This is a genomic window from Pseudomonas sp. WS 5411, assembly GCF_012985595.1.
Taxonomy (GTDB): domain Bacteria; phylum Pseudomonadota; class Gammaproteobacteria; order Pseudomonadales; family Pseudomonadaceae; genus Aquipseudomonas; species Aquipseudomonas shahriarae.
Genome location: NZ_JAARMC010000018.1, coordinates 22,093 through 42,832, shown reverse-complemented (window position 1 = coordinate 42,832; position 20,740 = coordinate 22,093). Strand labels below are relative to the sequence as shown.

General features: G+C 61.7%; 14 protein-coding genes and 1 riboswitch. Of the genes, 7 read left to right on the top strand and 7 right to left on the bottom strand.

Annotated features, from left to right (window positions below; all coding sequences use genetic code 11):
• Positions 1-20: 20 nt before the first annotated feature.
• Positions 21-1,829, top strand: coding sequence for a monovalent cation:proton antiporter-2 (CPA2) family protein (locus HBR93_RS20415; RefSeq protein ID WP_057959191.1), 1,809 nt, complete (start codon positions 21-23; stop codon positions 1,827-1,829).
• Positions 1,830-1,902: 73 nt separating this feature from the next.
• A complete protein-coding gene (locus HBR93_RS20410) occupies positions 1,903-2,487 on the top strand; it encodes a hypothetical protein (protein WP_057439079.1) in 585 nt (194 codons plus the stop codon).
• A 135-nt stretch (positions 2,488-2,622) separates the two neighbouring features.
• Here HBR93_RS20410 and cobF read toward each other — a convergent pair whose 3' ends face one another.
• Together cobF and HBR93_RS20400 are read right to left on the bottom strand one after the other, a co-directional pair.
• Positions 2,623-3,381 (bottom strand): precorrin-6A synthase (deacetylating), encoded by a 759-nt coding sequence (gene cobF, locus HBR93_RS20405; protein WP_169960947.1) that lies wholly within the window; start codon positions 3,379-3,381, stop codon positions 2,623-2,625.
• Positions 3,382-3,428: 47 nt separating this feature from the next.
• Entirely contained in the window at positions 3,429-3,995 is a 567-nt protein-coding gene (locus HBR93_RS20400; protein ID WP_169960946.1) for a histidine phosphatase family protein, read from the bottom strand.
• Between the two features lie 341 nt (positions 3,996-4,336).
• On the opposite strand from HBR93_RS20400, the gene HBR93_RS20395 reads away from it, so the two are divergent.
• The 5 genes from HBR93_RS20395 to dkgB all read left to right on the top strand — a co-directional run bounded on the left by HBR93_RS20395 (position 4,337) and on the right by dkgB (position 13,108).
• Complete coding sequence (locus tag HBR93_RS20395) at positions 4,337-8,617, top strand: hypothetical protein (RefSeq protein ID WP_169960945.1); 4,281 nt, start codon at positions 4,337-4,339, stop codon at positions 8,615-8,617.
• A 66-nt stretch (positions 8,618-8,683) separates the two neighbouring features.
• Positions 8,684-8,889, top strand: a riboswitch (cobalamin riboswitch).
• A 90-nt stretch (positions 8,890-8,979) separates the two neighbouring features.
• A complete protein-coding gene (locus HBR93_RS20390) occupies positions 8,980-10,920 on the top strand; it encodes a TonB-dependent receptor (RefSeq protein WP_169960944.1) in 1,941 nt (646 codons plus the stop codon).
• On the top strand, positions 10,920-11,279 hold the full coding sequence (locus tag HBR93_RS20385) for a (2Fe-2S) ferredoxin domain-containing protein (RefSeq protein ID WP_169960943.1): 360 nt from the start codon (positions 10,920-10,922) through the stop codon (positions 11,277-11,279). Before HBR93_RS20390 ends, HBR93_RS20385 begins: the two co-directional genes overlap by 1 nt.
• On the top strand, positions 11,276-12,190 hold the full coding sequence (locus HBR93_RS20380) for an ABC transporter substrate-binding protein (protein WP_169960942.1): 915 nt from the start codon (positions 11,276-11,278) through the stop codon (positions 12,188-12,190). The genes HBR93_RS20385 and HBR93_RS20380 overlap by 4 nt, the downstream gene beginning before the upstream one ends.
• 114 nt (positions 12,191-12,304) lie before the next feature.
• Positions 12,305-13,108 (top strand): 2,5-didehydrogluconate reductase DkgB, encoded by an 804-nt coding sequence (gene dkgB, locus HBR93_RS20375; protein WP_057959183.1) that lies wholly within the window; start codon positions 12,305-12,307, stop codon positions 13,106-13,108.
• A 1-nt stretch (position 13,109) separates the two neighbouring features.
• Here dkgB and HBR93_RS20370 read toward each other — a convergent pair whose 3' ends face one another.
• The 5 genes from HBR93_RS20370 to HBR93_RS20350 all read right to left on the bottom strand — a co-directional run bounded on the left by HBR93_RS20370 (position 13,110) and on the right by HBR93_RS20350 (position 20,649).
• The gene (locus HBR93_RS20370; protein ID WP_057959182.1) at positions 13,110-13,544 is read right to left on the bottom strand and encodes a hypothetical protein; all 435 of its coding nucleotides are present in this window, start codon (positions 13,542-13,544) and stop codon (positions 13,110-13,112) included.
• 134 nt (positions 13,545-13,678) lie between these two features.
• Positions 13,679-17,317, bottom strand: a complete 3,639-nt coding sequence (locus HBR93_RS20365) for a transporter substrate-binding domain-containing protein (RefSeq protein WP_169960941.1) — start codon at positions 17,315-17,317, stop codon at positions 13,679-13,681.
• 1 nt (position 17,318) lies between these two features.
• Complete coding sequence (locus HBR93_RS20360; protein WP_057439085.1) at positions 17,319-17,945, bottom strand: response regulator transcription factor; 627 nt, start codon at positions 17,943-17,945, stop codon at positions 17,319-17,321.
• 326 nt (positions 17,946-18,271) lie between these two features.
• A complete protein-coding gene (locus HBR93_RS20355) occupies positions 18,272-18,988 on the bottom strand; it encodes an MgtC/SapB family protein (protein WP_057444753.1) in 717 nt (238 codons plus the stop codon).
• 323 nt (positions 18,989-19,311) lie between these two features.
• Positions 19,312-20,649, bottom strand: coding sequence for a SidA/IucD/PvdA family monooxygenase (locus HBR93_RS20350; protein WP_057439138.1), 1,338 nt, complete (start codon positions 20,647-20,649; stop codon positions 19,312-19,314).
• Positions 20,650-20,740: the final 91 nt, after the last annotated feature.

Here is a 20,740-nt window from a genome sequence, read left to right as displayed (position 1 = left end):
CAAAGATTCTGGAGTAAGCGATGCCCCATGAAGGCAACCTGTTACAAGCGGCCGTAGTTTTCCTGTTGGCGGCGGTGCTGACCGTGCCTCTGGCCAAGCGCCTGCAATTGGGCGCGGTGCTGGGCTATCTGTTCGCCGGTGTGATCATCGGCCCCTCGGTGCTGGGGTTGGTGGGCAATCCGCAAAGTGTCGCGCAGTTCTCCGAGCTGGGGGTGGTGTTGTTGCTGTTCATCATCGGCCTGGAACTGTCGCCAAAACGCCTGTGGGTGATGCGCAAGGCGGTGTTTGGCGTGGGCCTGGCGCAGGTGCTGCTGACCGCGATGGTGATAGGTGCAGTAGCGCTCTGGGCCTTTGGTCAGTCGTGGAATAGCGCGATTGTGCTGGGCCTGGGCCTGGCGCTGTCCTCCACCGCCTTCGGCCTGCAAAGCCTGGCCGAACGCAAGGAACTGAACAGCCCCCACGGGCGCCTGGCCTTTGCGATCCTGCTGTTCCAGGACATCGCGGCAATCCCGCTGATCGCCATGGTGCCGCTGCTGGCAGGCAGCGACCACACCACCACTGCGGCCCAGGACCTGAACCACGGTTTGCAGGTACTGGGCAGCATCGCCGTGGTGATCATCGGCGGTCGCTACCTGTTGCGGCCAGTGTTTCGTATTGTCGCCAAGACCGGCCTGCGCGAAGTGTCCACCGCCACCGCGCTGCTGGTGGTGATCGGCACCGCCTGGCTGATGGAGCTGGTGGGCGTGTCCATGGCCCTCGGCGCATTCCTCGCCGGCCTGCTGCTGGCCGACTCGGAATACCGCCACGAACTGGAATCGCAGATCGAGCCGTTCAAGGGCCTGCTGCTGGGGTTGTTCTTTATCAGCGTGGGCATGGGCGCCAATATCGGCCTGTTGTTCAGCACGCCCTTCGTGGTGCTGGGCCTGACCCTGCTGCTGATCGCCATCAAGTTGCCGCTGCTGTACGCAGTCGGGCAGATGGTCGGCGAGCTGAACCGCGAGAGCGCGGTGCGCCTGGGCGTGGTCCTGGCGGCCGGCGGTGAGTTTGCCTTTGTGGTGTTCAAGATCGGCCGCGACCAGGGCCTGTTTGCCCCGCACCTGTACGATGTGCTGGTGCTGACCATCACCCTGTCCATGGCCCTCACCCCGCTCCTGCTATTGCTGTGCCCGAAGCTGTTCCGGCCCAAGACCAAGCCGGTGGACGTGCCGGAAGAATACCGCGCGATCGAGAGCGATGCGCCGCGCGTGGTGATCGCCGGGATGGGCAGGATGGGGCAGATCGTGGCGCGGATCCTGCGGGCGCAGAACATTTCATTTATCGCCCTCGACACCTCGGTGGAAACCATCGATCTGACCCGCAGTTTCGGCGGCATGCCGGTGTTCTACGGCGATCCCCAGCGCCCAGAGATCCTGCACGCGGCCAAGGTCGACCAGGCCGAGTACTTCGTGATTGCCATGGATGATCCGGAAATCAACATCAAGACCGCCGAGCTGGTGCGCAATCTCTACCCGCACATGAAGATCATCGCCCGCGCCCGTAACCGCCAGCACGTACACCGCCTGGTGGACCTGGACGCGTCACCGGTGCGCGAAACCTTCTATTCCAGCCTGGAAATGAGCCGCCGCACCCTGGTCGGCCTGGGCCTGAGCGAGACCCAGGCCGATGCGCGGATCAACCGCTTCAAGCACCACGACCTGCAATTGCTGGCGGCCCAGCACGCTGTGTACGACGACGCGGCCAAGGTGATGCAGTCGGCCCAGGAAGCCCGTGCGGAACTGGCGCGGTTGTTTGAAATGGACCGCCTCGAAGAGGAATCCGCAAAGGTCTGAGGATGGATCCGAACGAAATTGCGAATTTTCTGACAGAATATGGCGCAATTTCGTTCATCCATTGGAAGACCTCATGCTCACCCTCAGCAAAATCGCCACCCGCCTGGCCCTGGCGCTGACCGTCAGCCTGGGCGCCAGCCCGCTGTTCGCGGCAGCCAAGCCGGCCGCCGCGCCGCCGGACGACTTCCAGATCGTCTCGACCCTGGACGGCAAATTCACCTTCACCCTGCCCAAGGGCTATGTCGCCGATGCCCTGCCTGCCGGCGCGCAAGCCCAGGGCACCGCTGGCGCCAACGGCACGATGTATATCAACCAGGCCTCAAAAAGCGTGGTGGTGGTGGCCCAGACCCTGCGCAATGACGGGATCGACTTGAAGGACGACGAACCGCTGTTTCTCGACAGCGCGGTCGAGGGTTTCCTCAAGGACGTCGGCACCAGCCTGCCGGACTACAAGAAACTGGCGCAGAAAAAACTGCTGATCAAAGGCGTGGGCCTGCGCCAGATTGATGGCACGGCCACCATGGGCGGCGGCAAGACCTTGAACTCGACCTTCCTCGCAGGCTCCGGCAACCGGTTGCTGGTGATCCAGGCCATTTCCCGGGCTGAGGATGTGACGGGGCATGGGCTGCTGGTCAGGCAGATCACCAGCGGCAAGTGACATTCCCTTAAGCACCACACATCCAATGTGGGAGCGGGTTTGCCCGCGATCGCGGTGTATCAGCCAATACATAGGCTGACTGACACGCCGCCATCGCGGGCAAGCCCGCTCCCACTTTGTTTATTGCATTCCCCCCTACGGCTTGCGTAGCAGGTAGGTATCCATGATCCAGCCATTGGCCTGGCGCGCCGCCTTGCGCACGCGCTCGATTTCCTCGGCCACCTCGGCCACCTTGCCGCTGATCAGGATTTCATCCGGCGTGCCCAGGTACGCGCCCCAGTAAATCTCCAGGCCCTGGTCCGCGACGCTGCGGTAGGAGTCCTCGGCGTCGAGCATCACCACCAGGGTATCGGCATCGCTGGCCTGCCCCGCCGCGAGCCGGCGCCCGGTGGTGATCTCGATGGACCGGCCAATGCGGTTCAACGGCACTTTATGCTGGGCCGCCAGGGCCTGGACGCTGGTAATCCCGGGGATAACCTCGAACTCAAACTCACTGCCGCCACTGGCCAGGATCGCCTGCAGGATGCGGATGGTGCTGTCGTACAACGCCGGGTCGCCCCAGGCCAGGAAAGCGCCCACTTCGCCGTCGGCCATTTCCTGGTTGATCATGCGCTCGAAGGTCTGTTGCTTGTCGCGATTCAGATCCTGCACGGCCGTGGTGTAGTCGACCTCGCCACGCACACGCTCGGGGCAGTCGGCTTCGACAAAGCGGTAGGTGCGGTCGGCGTCGATATAGGTCTGGCAGATTTCCCGGCGCAGGTCGATCAGCTTGTCCTTGCTCTGGCCCTTGTCCATCAGGAAAAACACGTCGGTGCGGTTAAGCGCCTTCACCGCCTGCATCGTGATGTAGTCGGGGTTGCCGGCGCCAATGCCGATGATCAGGATCTTTTTCATGAAGGGGTTCTCAGTGCGGGGCTGCGATTTTGCCATGTTCGCGCGGCTCAGGTCTCGCGTGTTTCCAGGCGCAGGCGCCACACACCGTTGAAACGCAGTTCGGTGGAGGACAACGGCTCCACATCTATCCGGTTGAACATCGCCAGCGGGCCTTGCATGACGTAGAGCAACGCGGCGCGGATCACAAAGGGGTGAGTCACCGCCACGACATGGCCTGGGATCTGCTCCAGGGTGTGCAGCCACTGCCCGACCCGTTCACACACTTGTGCAACGGATTCGCCGCCATGGGGAGCGGCCGTGCTGTCCGTCAACCAGGCCTGCAAAGCCTCGGGTTCGGCTTGCTCTATCTCATCCAGGCGCTGCCCTCGCCATCGCCCGAAATCACAGTCGCGCAGGGCCTCGTCTACCTGCGGGTGCTCGCCAAACAGCAGGGCCGTCTGCCGGGTGCGCAGTTCGGGGCCGCACAGCAAACGGGGGGCGCGCTTGAAGCGCTTTGCCTGGGCCAACGGCATCTGCTGCCCCTCCGTCTCCAACGGTTCATCCAAGGCAAAGCGCGTGCGTTTGCGGGCCTGGGTGCTGGCGTGGGCAATCAGGGTCAAGCGGGTGGCCGGCATACAAAGCTCCACGGGTTAAGTGATTTCTAGATGTCACAGCGATCCAGGCAAGTCGCGCCACTGTAGGCCGCCCACACGCCGTAAACCAGCCCCTGTGGATCGCACTTGAAGGCGCTTACAACGTGCAGCGGAACTGATGCTCGTCGCTCATCACCCAGTCATTGCCCTGGCCGCTGAATCACTGCGTTCAAAGAATCATCTCCCCCCTTCTTTCCAAGGACGTGTCCATGAATTCTATCGAATCACGCCTACCTAGTTTTTCCAATGCCACACGCTCCTTCGCAGAACCCCCGCCGGAATCGGGCGCAGCCCTTACGTCAAGTCGATCCCGGCGCGACGCCGTGGATGTGACTGCCCACGAACTGGAGAATGCCCGGCAACTTGTGCAAGACAGTGACCGCGAACTGGCGAAACAGTACGCCCTGACCCTGGCCTTTCACGAGACATCCAACGAGCCTGCTGCAGACTTCGACCCGAGCAAAATGACCGTTAACAACATCCCGCCCTACTCCACATTCGGCAGGGCCTGGAAAAAATTCAACGACGCCTTGAAAGCAGAGCCTTTTGCAACATTTGCCAAAAACAACACCATCAATACGCAAAACTTTACCTGGACCCCCAGCTCAGCGTCGCTGGACTTCGAAATTCGCGGTGCGTCTGGCCACTTCTCGAAATACACCCCCGGGTGGGAAGCGGCATCCGCAGACGTTGCCGCTGCAGCAAGAGCACTGGAACCCAGCGCTGAGCACTCCTTCGCGCATACCGGGGAACACAGTGCTCCGCTGGCGCTGATCGGCGACTTCTACGGCCATGACGCCTACAGCACCAAAAGCCAGCGGTCAGCCTCAATCGAGCAGTTGCTGACCCAGCAATCGTTTCCCTCCCTCCTGCCGGCAAACACCAATAGCCTGCAAGCTGCACATATCGTCGAACAGCAACACCAAACCGCAGAGGTCCTCGCCAAAGAACCCGCCTCAGTGCCTCTTGAGCAAACGCCGTCCGCGCAGGTTGATGAGGCTGACCGGGAGTTGGCGCAGAACACCGCGACAGCCCTGCTGACGCTGCGCAAAGAAACGCGCCCCGCTGCTGCCCTGCCCCCTGCCAGACGCCTGTTTCTGGAACTGCCGCCCCTTTCGACACTGGCCCAAACATTCAAGGCATTTAACGAAGCCCTCTCCAGTGAGGCTTTTTTGGATTTCGTCGAAAAAAACAACCTGGTCGTTGCCAACCTCAGGGTGGACCCGACCACCGGCAACCTGCTGGCCCGCAGCCCCAAAGGCTCCGATGCGCCACCCAAGATGTTCACGCGCGATGACTCGTCAGGCTGGGCGCAGGTGGCCCCGGCCATAGTGGCGCTGGCGAAAAAACTGAGTGCCGGAACCGGGGCGCTCGTACCGTGCTTCAACGTTGAAACCGCAAGCCTGGGCCAGGTTCTGAGTTTCTATGGCGAGCCGCCGGCGGATCCCAGCCTGCAAGGCGTTCTCAAGCAGAGCTCGGCCCTCAATCGCAACGGTTTCAGCGCGTTGACCAGCGCTGCGCACGACCCGCGATCACGGGAGGTCAAGCAAAACCAACTGGCCGTCAAACAACAACTCGATCAGCAAGCTGCCGCCGATAAACCCATCACCATCCCTCCCCGCCGCTCCCCGACCGCCGAGATTGCCAGGCAGCAGTTTGCTGGCGAGCCCGGTTTGCAAGCGGTCGTGGGACGGCTGCTGACGGACGCCATAAAGAGTGCATCACCCGGGCTGGACTTCGACATCAATCAGGTCGACTTGGCCCAGCCCGCCCCGGACAACCCGGGTCAGTTCAAACGCAAGCCGCTGACGACGCTGGCCCTGGAATACCTGGTAGACGGTGCGGTCCCCGACTTGCCCGCCAACAGCAAACTGGTCGACACCCGCCCAGACGTCCTGACCCATACCGGCAACACCCCGGACATCCCACTCGCCGTTGACATGGGCGCGATCCAAAGCGCATTACGTGCGCTGCCAGGCCAACTGGCGCAGGCGTTGACAACCGACGTGTCCAACTATTGGGACCAGCCCGCCTTCGGCGCCCCCACCCGTGCAAGCCTCAGCCCGTTTGCCGGCAGTCGCCGGACACTGATCAGTAACCTGTTACGGGACAACCTGCGACTGGCCGCACTCAAGCAGCCGGGCCTGGACGATCTGCAGCGCGAAACCCTGGACCTGGTGGTGCGCTACCCCAACGGATCGACGCGCCCAAGCTCCAACGACAGTGCCGAGGTGACGGTATTCAACCTCGGCAGCATTTCAGAGCCCAACCAGGGCGCGATAGAGTCCACTTCAGCCAACCTGCTGATTCAGCGCCATGTCGGCGAGCGCACGATTCTGCTGCTGTGCGAACCCAGCGGCAAAGTCACCCCCTATGACTCCTACGCGGCGTTCAACGCGGCACGGGAGCGACAGCTCAAAGCGCAGGCCCCTGAACAACGGCTTCTCAACACCTTGCGTAAGGTCGACGGCAATGCTTTCCAGACCCAGGCCGAGACGGTGATCACTCAGCGTCTGGATAACAGCCTTGCTCCCGACCCCAGCTGGCTGAACCTGGACACACGGGATCAGCCTTCACGCAAGATGCCCAGTTGGGTCAGCAACGCCACCGAGGCCGAACGTGTTGTCTTGCGTGAACTGAGCCTGCAACTGGCGAGTATCACCCAGCGCAATAAAGGGCGGACCTACAACAGCGATATCCCGGATATCCGGCCCTTTGCCGAACAGGCTTTCGATCAACTGAAGGCGGTGAGCCACCCGGCGAAAAACCTGGAGGTGGTGTTCAAGGTGCCCGTCGGCGGCAACTCCCCAGGTGGGGTGGTCAGCGGCAGTCTCCATCGCGAACGCATGAGCATGACCGATGTGCTCCTGAAAAACCTGTCGGGGCTGCCCAGCCGCGACGTGGAGGTTTATCTCAAACCGGGTAACACGCGGGTTCCGGAGCTGGAAAAGGATGGCGAACTGCAGAAACTGATCGAGAAGGTCGACGTGGGTAAAAGCTACCCCGAGCTGCTCAAGCGCGAACTGCTGGACGATCCCGTCAAAAAAGCCCAACGCCAGTCCCTGTTTGCCCAGCAAGTCCCCGTGGAACTGCAGATCAAGGCCCTGGAGCTGGCGGTTAACAAACAATCGGGGTTCGATACCACAGGGTTGCGCTACGTGCAGGCGGCCGTCAACCCGCAACCCGGTGCGCAGACCGTCGATGGCAAAGAGATCGTCGTCCGCCCGCTGGCGTTCATTGCCGGGCCAGGCGCCACACCCGAGGTGGTCGACAACATGTACCTGATCGAACCCGAGGACAGCAGCGGCGGCCCGCATATTCTCTACCGCCCATTGATCGCCGACGCACCGCTGCTGCAATTCCCCACCCGCCAGGCCTTGCTGGAGGCCATCCAGCAACCGGGGCGCCTGCAAAACGACATCCTGGCCTGGTTTCCCGACAACGCGACCCGCGACTACTACAAGGCATGGAGTTTCAAGGAGCCCTCCACCCAGACCACCAGCCTGTTTGGCGTGGGCGACGGAGAAACCGTTCCCGCTGCGCCCACACTGGCGGTGGGCGGCTATGCCGCTGCCGATGCCCTGAAGGCCAAACTGCAAACCGGGCAATTGATGAACCACCTGTACGACGCCAATGCCCAGGGCGTGATCAGCATGGCCGAACAACAATCTGTCTCCGACGCCGAAAGCCGCTGGGCAACGCTCAAGGAAGGCGGCTATCTGTTGCTCAACGCGGTACTGCCGGCCCTGCGCGGCCCCGGCGCGGCCATTGGCACGGCGCTGCAGTTCCAGGGCATTCTCAGCGACCTGCAAACGCTGGCGGACAACGCCACGCCGGACAAAGAAACGGCCATGGCGGATTTGCTGCTCAACTTTGCAATGCTGGTGACCCACTCTCGAGCACGCTCCTCACGCAGGCCGGTCGATCCCCCACCGACGCCGGAGCTGACCGAGGCAGCGCTGCGCAGTGGCAGCCACAACAGCATCATCGAGGCGCCGAATGGCGAAAAGGTCCGGCGCCTGATCGTGATGAAGGGCAACATGCAAAAGATGCAACTGATCAAAGGCAACCTGTTCAGCTTTGAAGATGAATACAAAGGCAAACCTCGGCTCAACATCAACGCCCATGGTCGCGACCTCAGCTTCAGGGAACAACTGTCCGGTAAAAGCTCGACCATCCTGTATGACGGCGCTGAGCATACCGCCGAGCAACTGCATGCCCACTTGCTCGCCAAAGGCATTGATCCCAGCCAGTTCGACAACGTTCGCTTGCTTGTCTGCTACTCCGGCAATGGCGCCGAGAACTCCTTCGCCGCCGAGTTCCAGCGGCTGATCAACAAGCCGGTAAAGGCCTTCGTGGGCACCGTGACCGTGACCCCAAGCCCCGAGCTGGTCACCGCCGAGTTCAAGACCGGCATCCAGATGCATGGGACGCAGAAAGGCCCAAAACTGGTGAGTGACACCTACGCCCAATACGACAGCGTGGACACGGTCAAGGACCGCACGGGTATTTCCCTGATCCGCAACCCGCTCGAATATGTGCTCTTCTCCTATTACCCCGTGTATTTCCCGCCCCGCACCGGCGCCACCGCGGCAAACCGCTGAGCACCAGCACACTGGCGGCACTGCACAATCGCTGCGCCAGATTGACGAAAGGGCCTGCGAATGTTCAGATGCCGCCCTGTTTCAGGTGCCTTATGCCGCCGTGCATAGGGTGAAACGGGAAACCGGTACGCTCATTCGAGCAAGTCCGGTGCTGCCCCCGCAACGGTATTCGCGTGACCCCTTCGACACACCACTGTGGCCAGAGCGCCATGGGAAGGTGAAGGGTTCGATACGCGAGAGCCCGGAGACCGGCCTGGAATTTCTGTTTGGCATAATCCTGCGGTGGGCGGGCATGGGCCGGTATCGGTGTGTGCCCGGTGCCTTCTCCTGCGTGCTTCTGCGAAGATACTTTCGAGAAGACTATGATTTTCCAACGTTGCTCTACCTCTGGCCCGACCCTGCTCCTGGGTTGCCTGTTCAGCCCGCTGCTGCTCGCCGATGACACAACCCTGGTGCTCAACCAGCAGATCGTCTCTGCGCCGTCGGTGGAATCCACCACCGTGGCCGATATGGCCCAGTACGGCAGCAAAGTCGAGATTGTCAGCCGCGAACAGATCGAACGCGCCGGCCCCAGCGCCGATATCACCCGGGCGATGCAGATGTTTATTCCCGGCTTTTACGTTGCGCCGAAAAACGGCCCCTTCGACTACGGCACCTATTCCCTGCTGGGCGGGCGCAATGACGACACCCTGATCCTGCTCGATGGCGTGCGCCTGAACAACCGCCTGTACGGCGGCCTGTACCTGGACACCCTGCCAGCCAACGCCGTGGAGCGCATCGAAGTGCTCAAGGGCGGCCAGAGCCTGTTGTTCGGTACCCAGGCGGTGGCGGGGGTGATCAATATCGTCACGCGCAGCCCGCAGACCCGTGACGTGTCCGGCGAAACCAACCTGGGCATCGATACCTTTGGCGGCACCACCGGCGATGCCCGGGCTGAGCGGATTTTCACTAACGGCCTGGGCGACCTGGGCCTGCTGGCGTACGTCAGCCACAACGTGTCCGAGGGTTACCATCCGTTTCGCAACCGTGACATGAGCAACGTCAGCGACAAGAAACGCTCCTACGAAGTCACCACCTTCGGCGCCAAGGCCATCCAGTCCCTGGGCGATGATTCGCGCCTGGAGCTGTTCTACCAGTACTCCGACGCCAACCTGGACTTCGCCGGCGCCACCAACAACCGCAAGACCACCAACGACCGCGTGCAACAGATCGCCACGGCGACCTTCGAGCAACGCCTCAATGAACGGCTGAGTTACTTCGTCAAGGGCCATATCAACGATTGGGACACGCGTTACTCGCGGGTTAACAACACCGCCGACGGTGGCACCGTGGTGCGTAACCGCGATGACTACTGGGGGTTCACCGACTGGGGCGTGCAGGCCGAAGGCAAGGCTGAGCTTGAAGGCGGCCATGTGCTGGTGTTCGGCTCCGACAACCAGTGGTTCAAGGGCCAGGACGATGTACTGATCATCGACAACAACAAGGCCGAAGCCCACGCCCTGTACAGCCAACTGCGCCCGCAGATCGACGCCCTGCCCGACTGGCACCCGAGCATCGGCCTGCGCCACGAAACCATGAGCGGCGGCGACAGTGCCACGGTCGGCATGCTCACCTCGCTCTACGACCTCAATGCCAACTGGGCTCTGCGCGGCCAGTACGGCAGCGCCTACAAGCTGCCGAATGCCGAGCAATTGTTTGTCAATGAACCCGGCGACGAGATCGGCAACCGTAACCTCAAGCCGGAAAAAAGCCGCAACGCCGAGCTGGGTCTGGACTACAAGGGCCTGCTGGCCGACCGCGAGTTCAGCGCCAGCGTGACCCTGTTCAAGCGCAAGATCACCGACCTGATCACCCTCGACGATAGCCACTGGGTCAACGGCCAGGGGCAGATCCAGGTGCGTGGCTTCGAGGCCGACGCCAAGCTGGCGCTCAACCACCAGTGGAGCCTGCAGGCGGACATGACCCGCAACCTGACCGAGTCGCGCGCCGGCGTCACTCTCAATGATGTGCCAAGCTTCTTCGCCCGCTCACGGGTGGGTTTCGAGTCGCAGAATCGCCTGTGGGGCGCCGGCGCGGCCATCCGCTATATCCACGATGTGATCAGCTCGAAAAGAGTCGAATACGGCCACTATTCGGTGGTGGACGCCGACGCCTACCGCTACCTCGACAACGCCCACCAGCACCGCGTGAGCCTGCTGGTAGAGAACCTGTTCGACCGCGACTATGTCACCAGCCGCTCCAGCAATGTCGACAACCTGGGCCGGCCGTTCACCACGGAGGTGCGTTACACGTATCGCTTCTGATGACTGAAATCACACAAATCGACGGGGTGGACAGCCACCCCGACTGGTCCCATATCCCCGAGCATGCCCGCCATGTGCTGCTGTGCACCGGCCCGCGCTGCACCCATCGCGGCGCCCTGCAGATCTGGAAAACCCTGCGCCGACGGCTGCTGGAACACCAGCACATCGAAGTGCCCGGCGGCGTGCTGCTGACCCGCACCCATTGCCAGTTCCCCTGCAACCTGGGGCCGGTGCTCACGGTGTACCCGGAGCGCTGCTGGTACGGAGTGCGCAGCAAGGCCGATGCCGTACGCCTGGTGGATGTGCACCTGGTGGGCGGCGAGGTGCTCGAAGAGTTATTGATCCGGGAGCGCCCATGAAACGCTTGGGAGGATTTGCCATCGCCCTGGTGTGCAGTGCCTCGGCCCTGGCGGACAGTTATCGCAATTGCCAACAGGAGTGGCACCTGCCCCATACGCCGCCGGCGCGGATTGTCGCCCTCAACCAGCACGCCGCCGATATGCTGCTGGCCCTGGAGGCCGGCCCGGCGCTGGTGGGCGTGGCGTACCTGGATGACAACGGCGCCGCGCATAAGCAGAGCACATATTTCGCTGTACCGGTGATTGCTCCGCGCTACCCGGCCAGCGAGGTGCTGTATGAGCAACAGCCGGACCTGGTAGTGGGCGGTTTTGCCACGGCTTTTGGCAGCGGCATTACTTCACGCAGCGGGCTGGCAGGTAATGGCGTGGCTTCATATCTGCTGGAATCGGCGTGTGCCGGGCATTCCCTGGATTACTTCGGGCACATTCGCAATGACCTGCTGACCCTGGGCAAGCTGCTGCATAAACCGCAGCGGGCCCGCGAGCTGATTGACGCCCTGGACGCCGACCTGGCCAGCGCCCAGGCATTGGCCAAGCCCGCCAAACCCCTGTCGGTGTTTTACCTCGACAGTGAAGTCAACGGCCTGGACAGCGAAGGACGGCAAGGTTTCGTCACCACCCTGCTGGCGGCTGCCGGAGCGCACAATATATTGGCTGGGATCAACCAGTACCGGGTCACGGTCAGCAGTGAGACGTTATTGATGAGCGATCCGGATGTGATCCTGCTGGCCGACGCCGTGTGGTCCCCTGCCAGCCGTAAACGCCAGTTGCTGACCCGCGACCCGGTGCTGTCGCGCCTGCGGGCGGTGCGGGAAAACCGCATGATCGATATCCCGTTTACGCACCTGGTGCCCACTGTCGGCAGCGGCAAAGTGGTGCTGGAGTTGGCCCACGAGCTCAACACCCTGTAGGTGCGGGCCACTCATGACTTCTGGTCAAGAGTCATTTGAACAAGCATGGGTGTTTCGCCTGGCGCCGGCAGCCGATACTCAACGCCATTGTCCATGCCACAACAGGAGTCACACATGTCTATTCCCGCATTCGGCCTTGGCACTTTCCGCCTGCAGGGCCAGGTGGTCATCGATTCCGTCAGCACCGGCCTCGATCTCGGCTACCGGGTCATCGACACCGCGCAGATCTACGACAATGAAGCCGAGGTCGGCCAGGCCATCGCTGCCAGCGGTATCCCCCGCGATGAACTGTTCATCACCAGCAAGATCTGGATCGCCAATTTTGCCGAAGGCCAGTTGATCCCCAGCCTCAAGGAAAGCCTGCGCAAGCTCCAGACCGACTACCTGGACCTGACCCTGATCCATTGGCCGTCGCCAGAAAACCAGGTACCCGTCGCCGAGTTCATGGGGCAGTTGCTGGAAGCCAAGCGCCTGGGCCTGACCCGGCAGATCGGCATCTCCAACTTCACCGTGGCGCTGATGGAAGAAGCCATCGCCGCCGTCGGTGCCGAGAATATCGCCACCCACCAGATCGAGCTGCACCCCTACCTGCAAAACCGTAAGGTGGTGGATTTCGCCACGCGTCACGGTATCCAGATTACGTCCTACATGACCCTGGCCTACGGCGAAGTGCTGAAAGACCCGGTGATCCAGGCAATCGCCACACGCCACCAGGCCACACCGGCACAGGTCGCCCTGGCCTGGGCCATGCAGCTGGGGTATGCGGTGATTCCGTCCTCGACCCAGCGCGCCAACCTGCAGAGCAACCTCAAGGCTGTACAACTGACGTTGAGCCAAGCCGATATGGCGCAAATCGAGGGCCTCGAGCGCGGCCATCGCCTGACCAGCCCCAAGGGTATTGCGCCGCAGTGGGACTGAGCTAAACCGCCGGGTTGCGCGCCAGCTCCCGCAGCCAGGGCAAGACCCGCAAGCCACTGGCTGGTGACGGCGGGTCGACGATGTCCATAAAGTGTTCCAGGGTGATGCTGTCGGGCGCTCCCGGCAAACGCACCAGGGCCAGGGGCACCACGCAAGCAGACGGCCCCAGGTCCTGGTCGTCATACACCAGCACATGGCGCACCTGCGGATGTTGCTGTTGGAACGCCAATGCGCCGCCCGCGGCGGCAGCCAGTCCGGCATGGATAATCAACACGTCAAATGGCTCAGCCGGGATATCCGTCAGGATCAGCACTTCATCGAAGGTCTGCACCGGGACGATCCGGTAATAGCCCAGCTGGTTGAGCATTTTTTCGATGTGCAACCGTTGCAGGTGCCGTTCATCGGCAATCAGGATGGTCAGTGCTTTGGTTGGCATCGCAAGTCCCTGAGCAGGCATCGCTCGCGGAAGGAAGGAGCTGCCTACTTTTCCAGACATATTTCGACGAAAAAATCAGCGTAGTTCCCTCTACACGTAGGAGTTCTCCCAAATCCCCTGTGCCGGACCCGCCTCTATGCCTGGTTGCAGTAATCCGTCAGGGCTTGATGCAATTGATCAATGGCCTCTTGCACAGCCGCTACTGCGCAAACCAGTGCCTCGGGATCGCGCTGTTCACAAGCCGCTTCCAGCGCTTCGCAGTGGTTCACCAAGGTCTGCGCCTCGACCAGACGCGCCCCGCCCTTGGTCCTGTGGGCCAGGTCGTGTAGCTGGGCGTAGGCGTGCTTTTCAAGCAATGCCTGAAGTTGCGTACGGTCTGCAGCAAGGCTGTCGAGCAGTTGTGCCAGCAGCTCCTTGACGGCCCCCGTGTCGGAGCCGGTCAGCTTCAACAAGCGGCTCAAGTCGAGGGCCTTGACCGGGTCCGCCTGCACCGGCTCATTGACCGAAGGCATGGCCGTGCGAGAAGCCAGTGCGGCATGCAGATCCTCAAGCCCGGTGGGTTTGAACAGGCAGCCGTCCATCCCCGCCGCCAGGCAACGCTCGGTTTCCTCCGGCTGTGCATTGGCGGTAAACCCCAGCAACAGGCAAGGGGCCAAGCCGCGGGCCCGCTCATCGGCACGGATGTCTCGGGCCAGCTCATAGCCATTTTTCAGCGGCATGTTGCAGTCGGTGATCACCCCATCAAAACGCTCGGTCTGCCAACGCTCCAGGCCCTGCACACCATCGTTGGCGGTAGTGATCCGGTGCCCCAGGAAACTCAGTTGGCGGGTCAGCAATTGACGGTTGGCGGGGTAGTCGTCCACCACCAGGATATTCAACGCATGAGCTGGCGGCGCCTCCAGGGCAACCGGTTCGGACGGTGCGCTGGCCGAGGTGGCCACCGCCAATGGCAGTGTGACCTCGACCCGTGTGCCCTGCCCCAGCACGCTGCTCAATTTCAGCTGGCCACCCATCATTTCACACAGGCTGCGGCTGATGACCAACCCAAGCCCTGAGCCACTGCGCGCCGACTGGTCAGTGTTACGCCCTTGAATAAACGGGTTGAACAGGCGCATCTGGTCCTCGACGCTGATCCCAATGCCGCTGTCTTCTATCACCAGCCGCAGGCTCAGGTAACCATTGGCAACTGCCGGCGAGCCACTGGCACTCAAGCGCACATGGCCCCGGGCGGTGAACTTGATGGCATTGCTCAACAGGTTAGAGACCACCTGCTTGAAGCGCAGCGGATCAATCAACACGTAGCGATCGACCAGCGGGTCCAGCTCCACCTGCAACACCAGGCCCTTGGTGCGCGCCAGCCCTTCGAAGATTCGCCCCACCGAAGCCAGCAGCTCGCGCAGGTTCGACGGCTCCAGGGTCAGGGACAAGTGGCCGGATTCAATCCGCGCGATGTCGAGAATATCGCCGATCAACTCCAGCATGCCGCGCGAAGCGTCGGAAGCCACTGCCAGGGCGTCATGGTCGATACGCCCTTGCTCGGCATTTTTCAAGGCCAGTTCGATCATGCCGATCACCGCATTCATCGGCGTGCGGATCTCATGGCTCATGGTCGCCAGGAAGGTGGTCTTGGCGCGGTTGGCGGCGTCGGCCCCCTCCTTGGCCTCCTGCAACTGCCCCAGCAAACGCTGGCGCTCGCTGACATCGACCCAGCCGGCAATCATGCCCACGACCCTTTCGTCCCCGTCGCGGTACGGCAGCATCCAGTGATAAATGGTCAGGGTCGCGCCGCCGGGCACCTTGAGTACCCGGTCGTGAATCTGCGGTTCGCCGCGCTCCATCAAGCGCAAGTAGTCTTCATGGTAGGACTGGGCCTGGGGTTGGTTCCCCGTGTCGGTCTCCATCACGGTCTTACCGATCACGTCTTCGAGGCGGAAGCCGAAAACATTGAGATAGGCGCTGTTACAGGCCATCAACCGCCCCAGGCGATCACGCACGTAGATCGGGTGCGGCGTACCGTCGATCAGCACGCTCATAAAGCGCATCTGGTCGCTCAGGGCGCGCTCGGCCTGGGCACGTTTGCGGATCAGGCTGCGCAGGTAAATGGCCCAGCCCAGGGTGATCAGCAACAACACGGCGGCCAGGGAGAAGCCCTGGATAATCGTGTTGCGGTGGCGTAGCCAATAGCTGTCATCGATCAACAACTCGCTGCGCCAACGGTTGGTCAACTCATCCATCTCCTGGGGGGTAATGCTCAATAACGCCTTGTCCAGGATCGAATACAACTCCAATTGGCCGCGCCCCACGCCAAAGGCGATTCGCGCCGGCTGCGAGCCCACCGTACTGGTGATGCGCAGGCGGTCACGGTATTGATGGGCAATCATGTAGCGCGCAATGATCAGTGCGTTGACCGAGGCATCGACACCCGCGTTGGCGACTAAAGCCATGCCCTGTGCGGAGTTCTCCACGTCCACCAACACAATATTGGGGTAGTCGCGGCTGATGATTTCCCGCTGCACGCTACTGCCAATGACCGCCAGGCGCTTGCCCGCCATATCGTCGAGGGTGACCGGACTGCTGCCATCGTCACGCGTGATCAGCACGAATGGGTTGCTCAAATAGGGCCGGGAAAAACGGACCTTTTCCTCGCGGGTCGTACTCGGTGTGATGAGCGCGATCATCTCTGCCTCGCCATCGCTGACCTGCTGGATTTGACGGGGCAACGAACCTGCGCGCACCACATCGAACTTCAAGCCCGTACGCAGGCTGATCTGGGCCAGGACATCGGCACTCAAGCCCCGGAATTGCCCTCGATCATTGAAAAACGACAACGGCAGGAACTTGTCCAGTGCCGTCACCCTGACCCTTGGATGCTTGTCCAGCCAGCGCTGCTCACTGTCGCTCAGACGCAGGCGTTCACGACCAACGATCCCCAGATTACCGGCACTCCAGCGGCGCAGGATCTCCATCTGTTCATTGGCCGGAATCACCGCCAGTGCCGCATTGATGATGTTCAGCAGCCGGATATTGTCCCGGGCAAGCGCGAACGCGAAAGGGTTGACCTCCAAACTGGAAAAGTCCGCCATCCGCACGTTGTTGAGGTTGTTCTTGTTAATCAGATAGTTGGTGCTGATTGCATCGCCCAGATAGACATCCGCCTGGCTAAAGGCCACGGCCCCAATCGCCTCGAAAGTCGACGGGTAGGTCTGCAAGGAGGCATTGGGATAAAAGGCCGCTACCACCTCGGGCTGCATGTAGTGGGAGAGCATGGCCAGGCGTTTACCGTCGAGATCGGCACTCAGCGCCTGACTGTCATCAATACGCGTCACCAGGGTTGGCTGGTCGTTGGCGTACGAGCGCGAAAGCGCCAACTGAGGGTCCGCCGCCTCGTAGCCATTAGCCGTGCCTACAAAGTCCACCTCGCCGCGTTTAAGGGCTGCGATGAGTTGATCCCGGTGCTCGTAACACTGCACCTGGATCGGGATACCGAATAGCTTAGCGAGCAGCGCCGCATAATCAGCGGTGATCCCCTCCAGTTCGCCGTTGCTGCCCGTCACATCGAAGGGGACATAGTCGGGAGCGGAAACCCCCATCACCAACGTGCGGCGTTCGCGCAGCCAGCGCCAGTCCGCCTCATCCAGGTTCACTTGCAGTGTGTCAAGGGTGGAATGCCCCACCAGAGTCAGTGGGTGTGGCTCACCCTGAGCCACACTGACGGTGAGCGCCAGACCCACCAGCCAGAGTGCGGTGAGCCATTTCCCCAGAGATCTCGACATGTCAGATCAGATGATTACGCTGGGCGAACTTGGATAAGTGCACCACCGAAGACATACGCAGTTTCTCCTTCAACCGGGTTTTATAAGTACTGATGGTCTTGTGACTCAACAGCATGTCCTTGGCGATTTCATTGTTGCCCAAACCCAGTGCCAGCTTCTGTAGCACCATCAACTCCCGGTCAGAGAGCGCTTCTACCAGTTGCTGTTCCGTGGTTTGCAAGTCGTCCTTGCGTACGGAACTGGTGGGCAGGCTGGGGAAGCAGCTGTAGTTGGACATGACGGCCTTGATGGCTTTTTGTAGCTCATCCAGCTCGCCGGTTTTCGCGACAAACCCCATCGCCCCGGCCCGCATGCAACGCGTCGAAAAAAACACCGCCAGATAGGAGGTCAGGACCAGTATCTTGCAGGGCAGGCCCAAGGCCTTGATCCGGCTGATCACTTCCAGCCCGCCCAGCTTGGGCATGGCCAGGTCGAGAATGACCAGGTCTGGCCGTTCCTCCCTGGCAATCTGTAATGCATCGGCACCATTGGCAGCCTCGAAAATCTTCTCGAAGCCCTCCTGGCGCAACAGGTACTTGACGGTTGCACGAATGAACGGATGATCATCCACAATTAGCGCTTTGCTCATGCGACTCCCTGGCAGAACACCACGACTGTTTAGTTGCTTCATTGGCGACCACTCATTTCAGGGCGCCAATACCCTTACACATCACACGAAACCCCTGTACCTGTGAGAAGTACCAGTTCCGACCAGCGGTACTGTCTACACAGAACGTTTCAACGGAATTTGGTTAGGTGCAACGGCTCAACATTAACAACGGAATGATGTTTCGCCCGAAGGGAAAATCCGGCGCATATGTAGGACTAATCCTCACTAAAGCGTAGTCAAAATCACCGAAAAAAACCGCCCCCCATGACGGGGGGCAGCTTTTCCAGCCGAACAGAGAGGGATTGTCAATCAGTGGTGCTGGGACTCCAGAAGGCTTGCACCACCAGGGTCGACTGGGAGATCCGCGCCACCAGGGCATCCAGTTCGTCACCATCGACCGAGTTGGCCGCCAGGGTGGCCTCGATCTCCACTTCCTCACTGCCAAAGGGCCGCACATCGACATCGCTGGCCGGGTAGTTACAGCGCGCCAGTTCCGACTCCAGCAAAGCCATTACCGCCTGCTGCTGGGCGCGCCGCGCAATCACGTAGAGGATGTTGGTGACCTCCGCCGACACCACGTCCAGGGGCTGGCGGTTGATGTTGTTGACGATCGGACGCAGCAAGGTGTTGGCCGCCAGCACAAAACAGGTGCCCAGGAACGCCTCGAGGATCAGGTCGGCACCGGCGCAGGCGCCCACGGCGGCAGAAGTCCACAGCGTCGCGGCGGTATTGAGCCCGCGTACGTTGCCCTCCTCGCGCATGATCACCCCGGCGCCGAGAAAGCCAATCCCGGACACTACATACGCCACTACCCGCACGGCCCCTTCGGCCCCGGCCAGGCGGTTGGCCATGTCGACAAAGATCGCCGCCCCCACCGCCACCAGCACATTGGTGCGCAGCCCCGCCGTGCGCTGGCGGAACTGACGCTCAAAGCCGATCAGCCCACCCAGGATAAAGGCCGCACTGAGGCTGACCACGGTGTCGATCAAGGAATCCAGATTGATATTGTTGAGGGCTTGCATGGTAAATCTCCCTTTGATTGCCCGCAGAATCAGCGTCGAAAAAAGGGGGATCAGGCAGGAACCAGGACGGTTCGCTACCGAAAGGCCGCTTCTCGCTTGCTCGGCGAGGCAACGGCATGGGGATGCGCGTCAGCTGGCCAAGCCTGGTCGACAACTGTCACTCGAAAGTCTGTTCACGAAGGTCTGCGCTATGGTTGAAAACCGGCGCAGCTTACGCCTGCAGTCTGCAGGAGGAAAGTGACAGCGCGGCGAATCGGCGGGTTCTTCAGCAAGGGTTCAGCCAGGGTCGCCCCCGCAGGCGCGGGAGCGACCGGCAGCCGGTATCAGCTCGCGGTGGCCAGCAGCACGTCACGCACCGAACGGTCCTGGCCGCGGCTGCGATCATGTTCATGCAGCGACGCGGCAATCTCGTCGGCGCGAATCGGCAGGATCGACAGCAAGGTATCGCTCAAACCATGGCTGGCCTGGCTGAAGCCCTGCATGTAGATACCCGCCTTGCAACGCTCGTCGGTGACCACGCGGTAGTCGCGGTTCACTTCAAAGTCACCCATATAGGCCTCGAGCGGCGCCAGCAACTGGCGATGCATCTGGCGCTCATAGCCGGTGGCCAGGACCACCGCATCGTAGTGATTGAGCACCGTCTCACCGGTGGCGTTATGGCGCACCAGCAACTCGATGCCCAGGGGCCCGGCGCTGGCTTTTTCCACGGTGGTCAGGGTGCGGAAGGCGTGACGGGCGATGCCGGAGACTTTCTGGCGGTAGAAAATCCCGTAGATGCGCTCGATCAGGTCCAGGTCCACCACCGAATAGTTGGTGTTGTGGTACTCGTTGACCAGGCGCTCGCGCTCGCTGCTGGGCTGCTGGAACACCAGGTCGGTGAACTCCGGGGAGAACACTTCATTGACGAACGGGCTGTCGTCGGCAGGCTTGAGGGCCGAACCGCGCAGGATGATATCCACCTGCACCGAGGGGAAGCTGTCATTCAGATCAATAAACGCCTCGGCCGCGCTCTGCCCGCCACCGATGATTGCAATGCGCATCGGCTTGCCCTCGACACACGGCTGCTGGGCCATGCGCGCCAGGTACTGGGAATGGTGGAACACCCGCCCATCGTCCTTGAGCGCCTTGAACGCCTCGGGAATCCGTGGCGTACCACCGGCGCTGACCACCACCGAGCGCGCGGTGCGTACCAGTTGCTCGCCCTGGGCATCACGGGAGATCACCCGCAGCGCCTCGACCTGCTGCTGATGCAGGATCGGCTCGATGGCCAGCACTTCCTCGCCATAGCGGCTCTGCGCGGTAAATTGCCCGGCGACCCAGCGCAGGTAGTCGTTGTACTCCATGCGGCACGGGTAGAACGTGCCCAGGTTGATGAAGTCCACCAGACGCCCATGGACCTTGAGGTAGTTGACGAAGGAATAAGGGCTGGTGGGGTTGCGCAGGGTCACCAGGTCCTTGAGGAAGGAAATCTGCAGTTCGCTCTGGCTCACCAGGGTATTGCCGTGCCAGCGGTAGTCGGCCTGCTTGTCGAGAAACAGCACATCGAGCTTGCCCTGGGCTTTCTCGCGCTCTTGCAGGGCGATGGCCAGCGCCAGGTTCGAAGGACCGAAACCAATACCGATCAGGTCGTGAACCGCGGGCGATGCAATTGCCTGTGTCATTCCAGTGTCCTCTGGATAAGCCCCGTGGCAGTGGGGCGGAAAGCCTGGGCGACCTGCTGAACAACAGGCCATGTGTTGATAGGAAACGAGG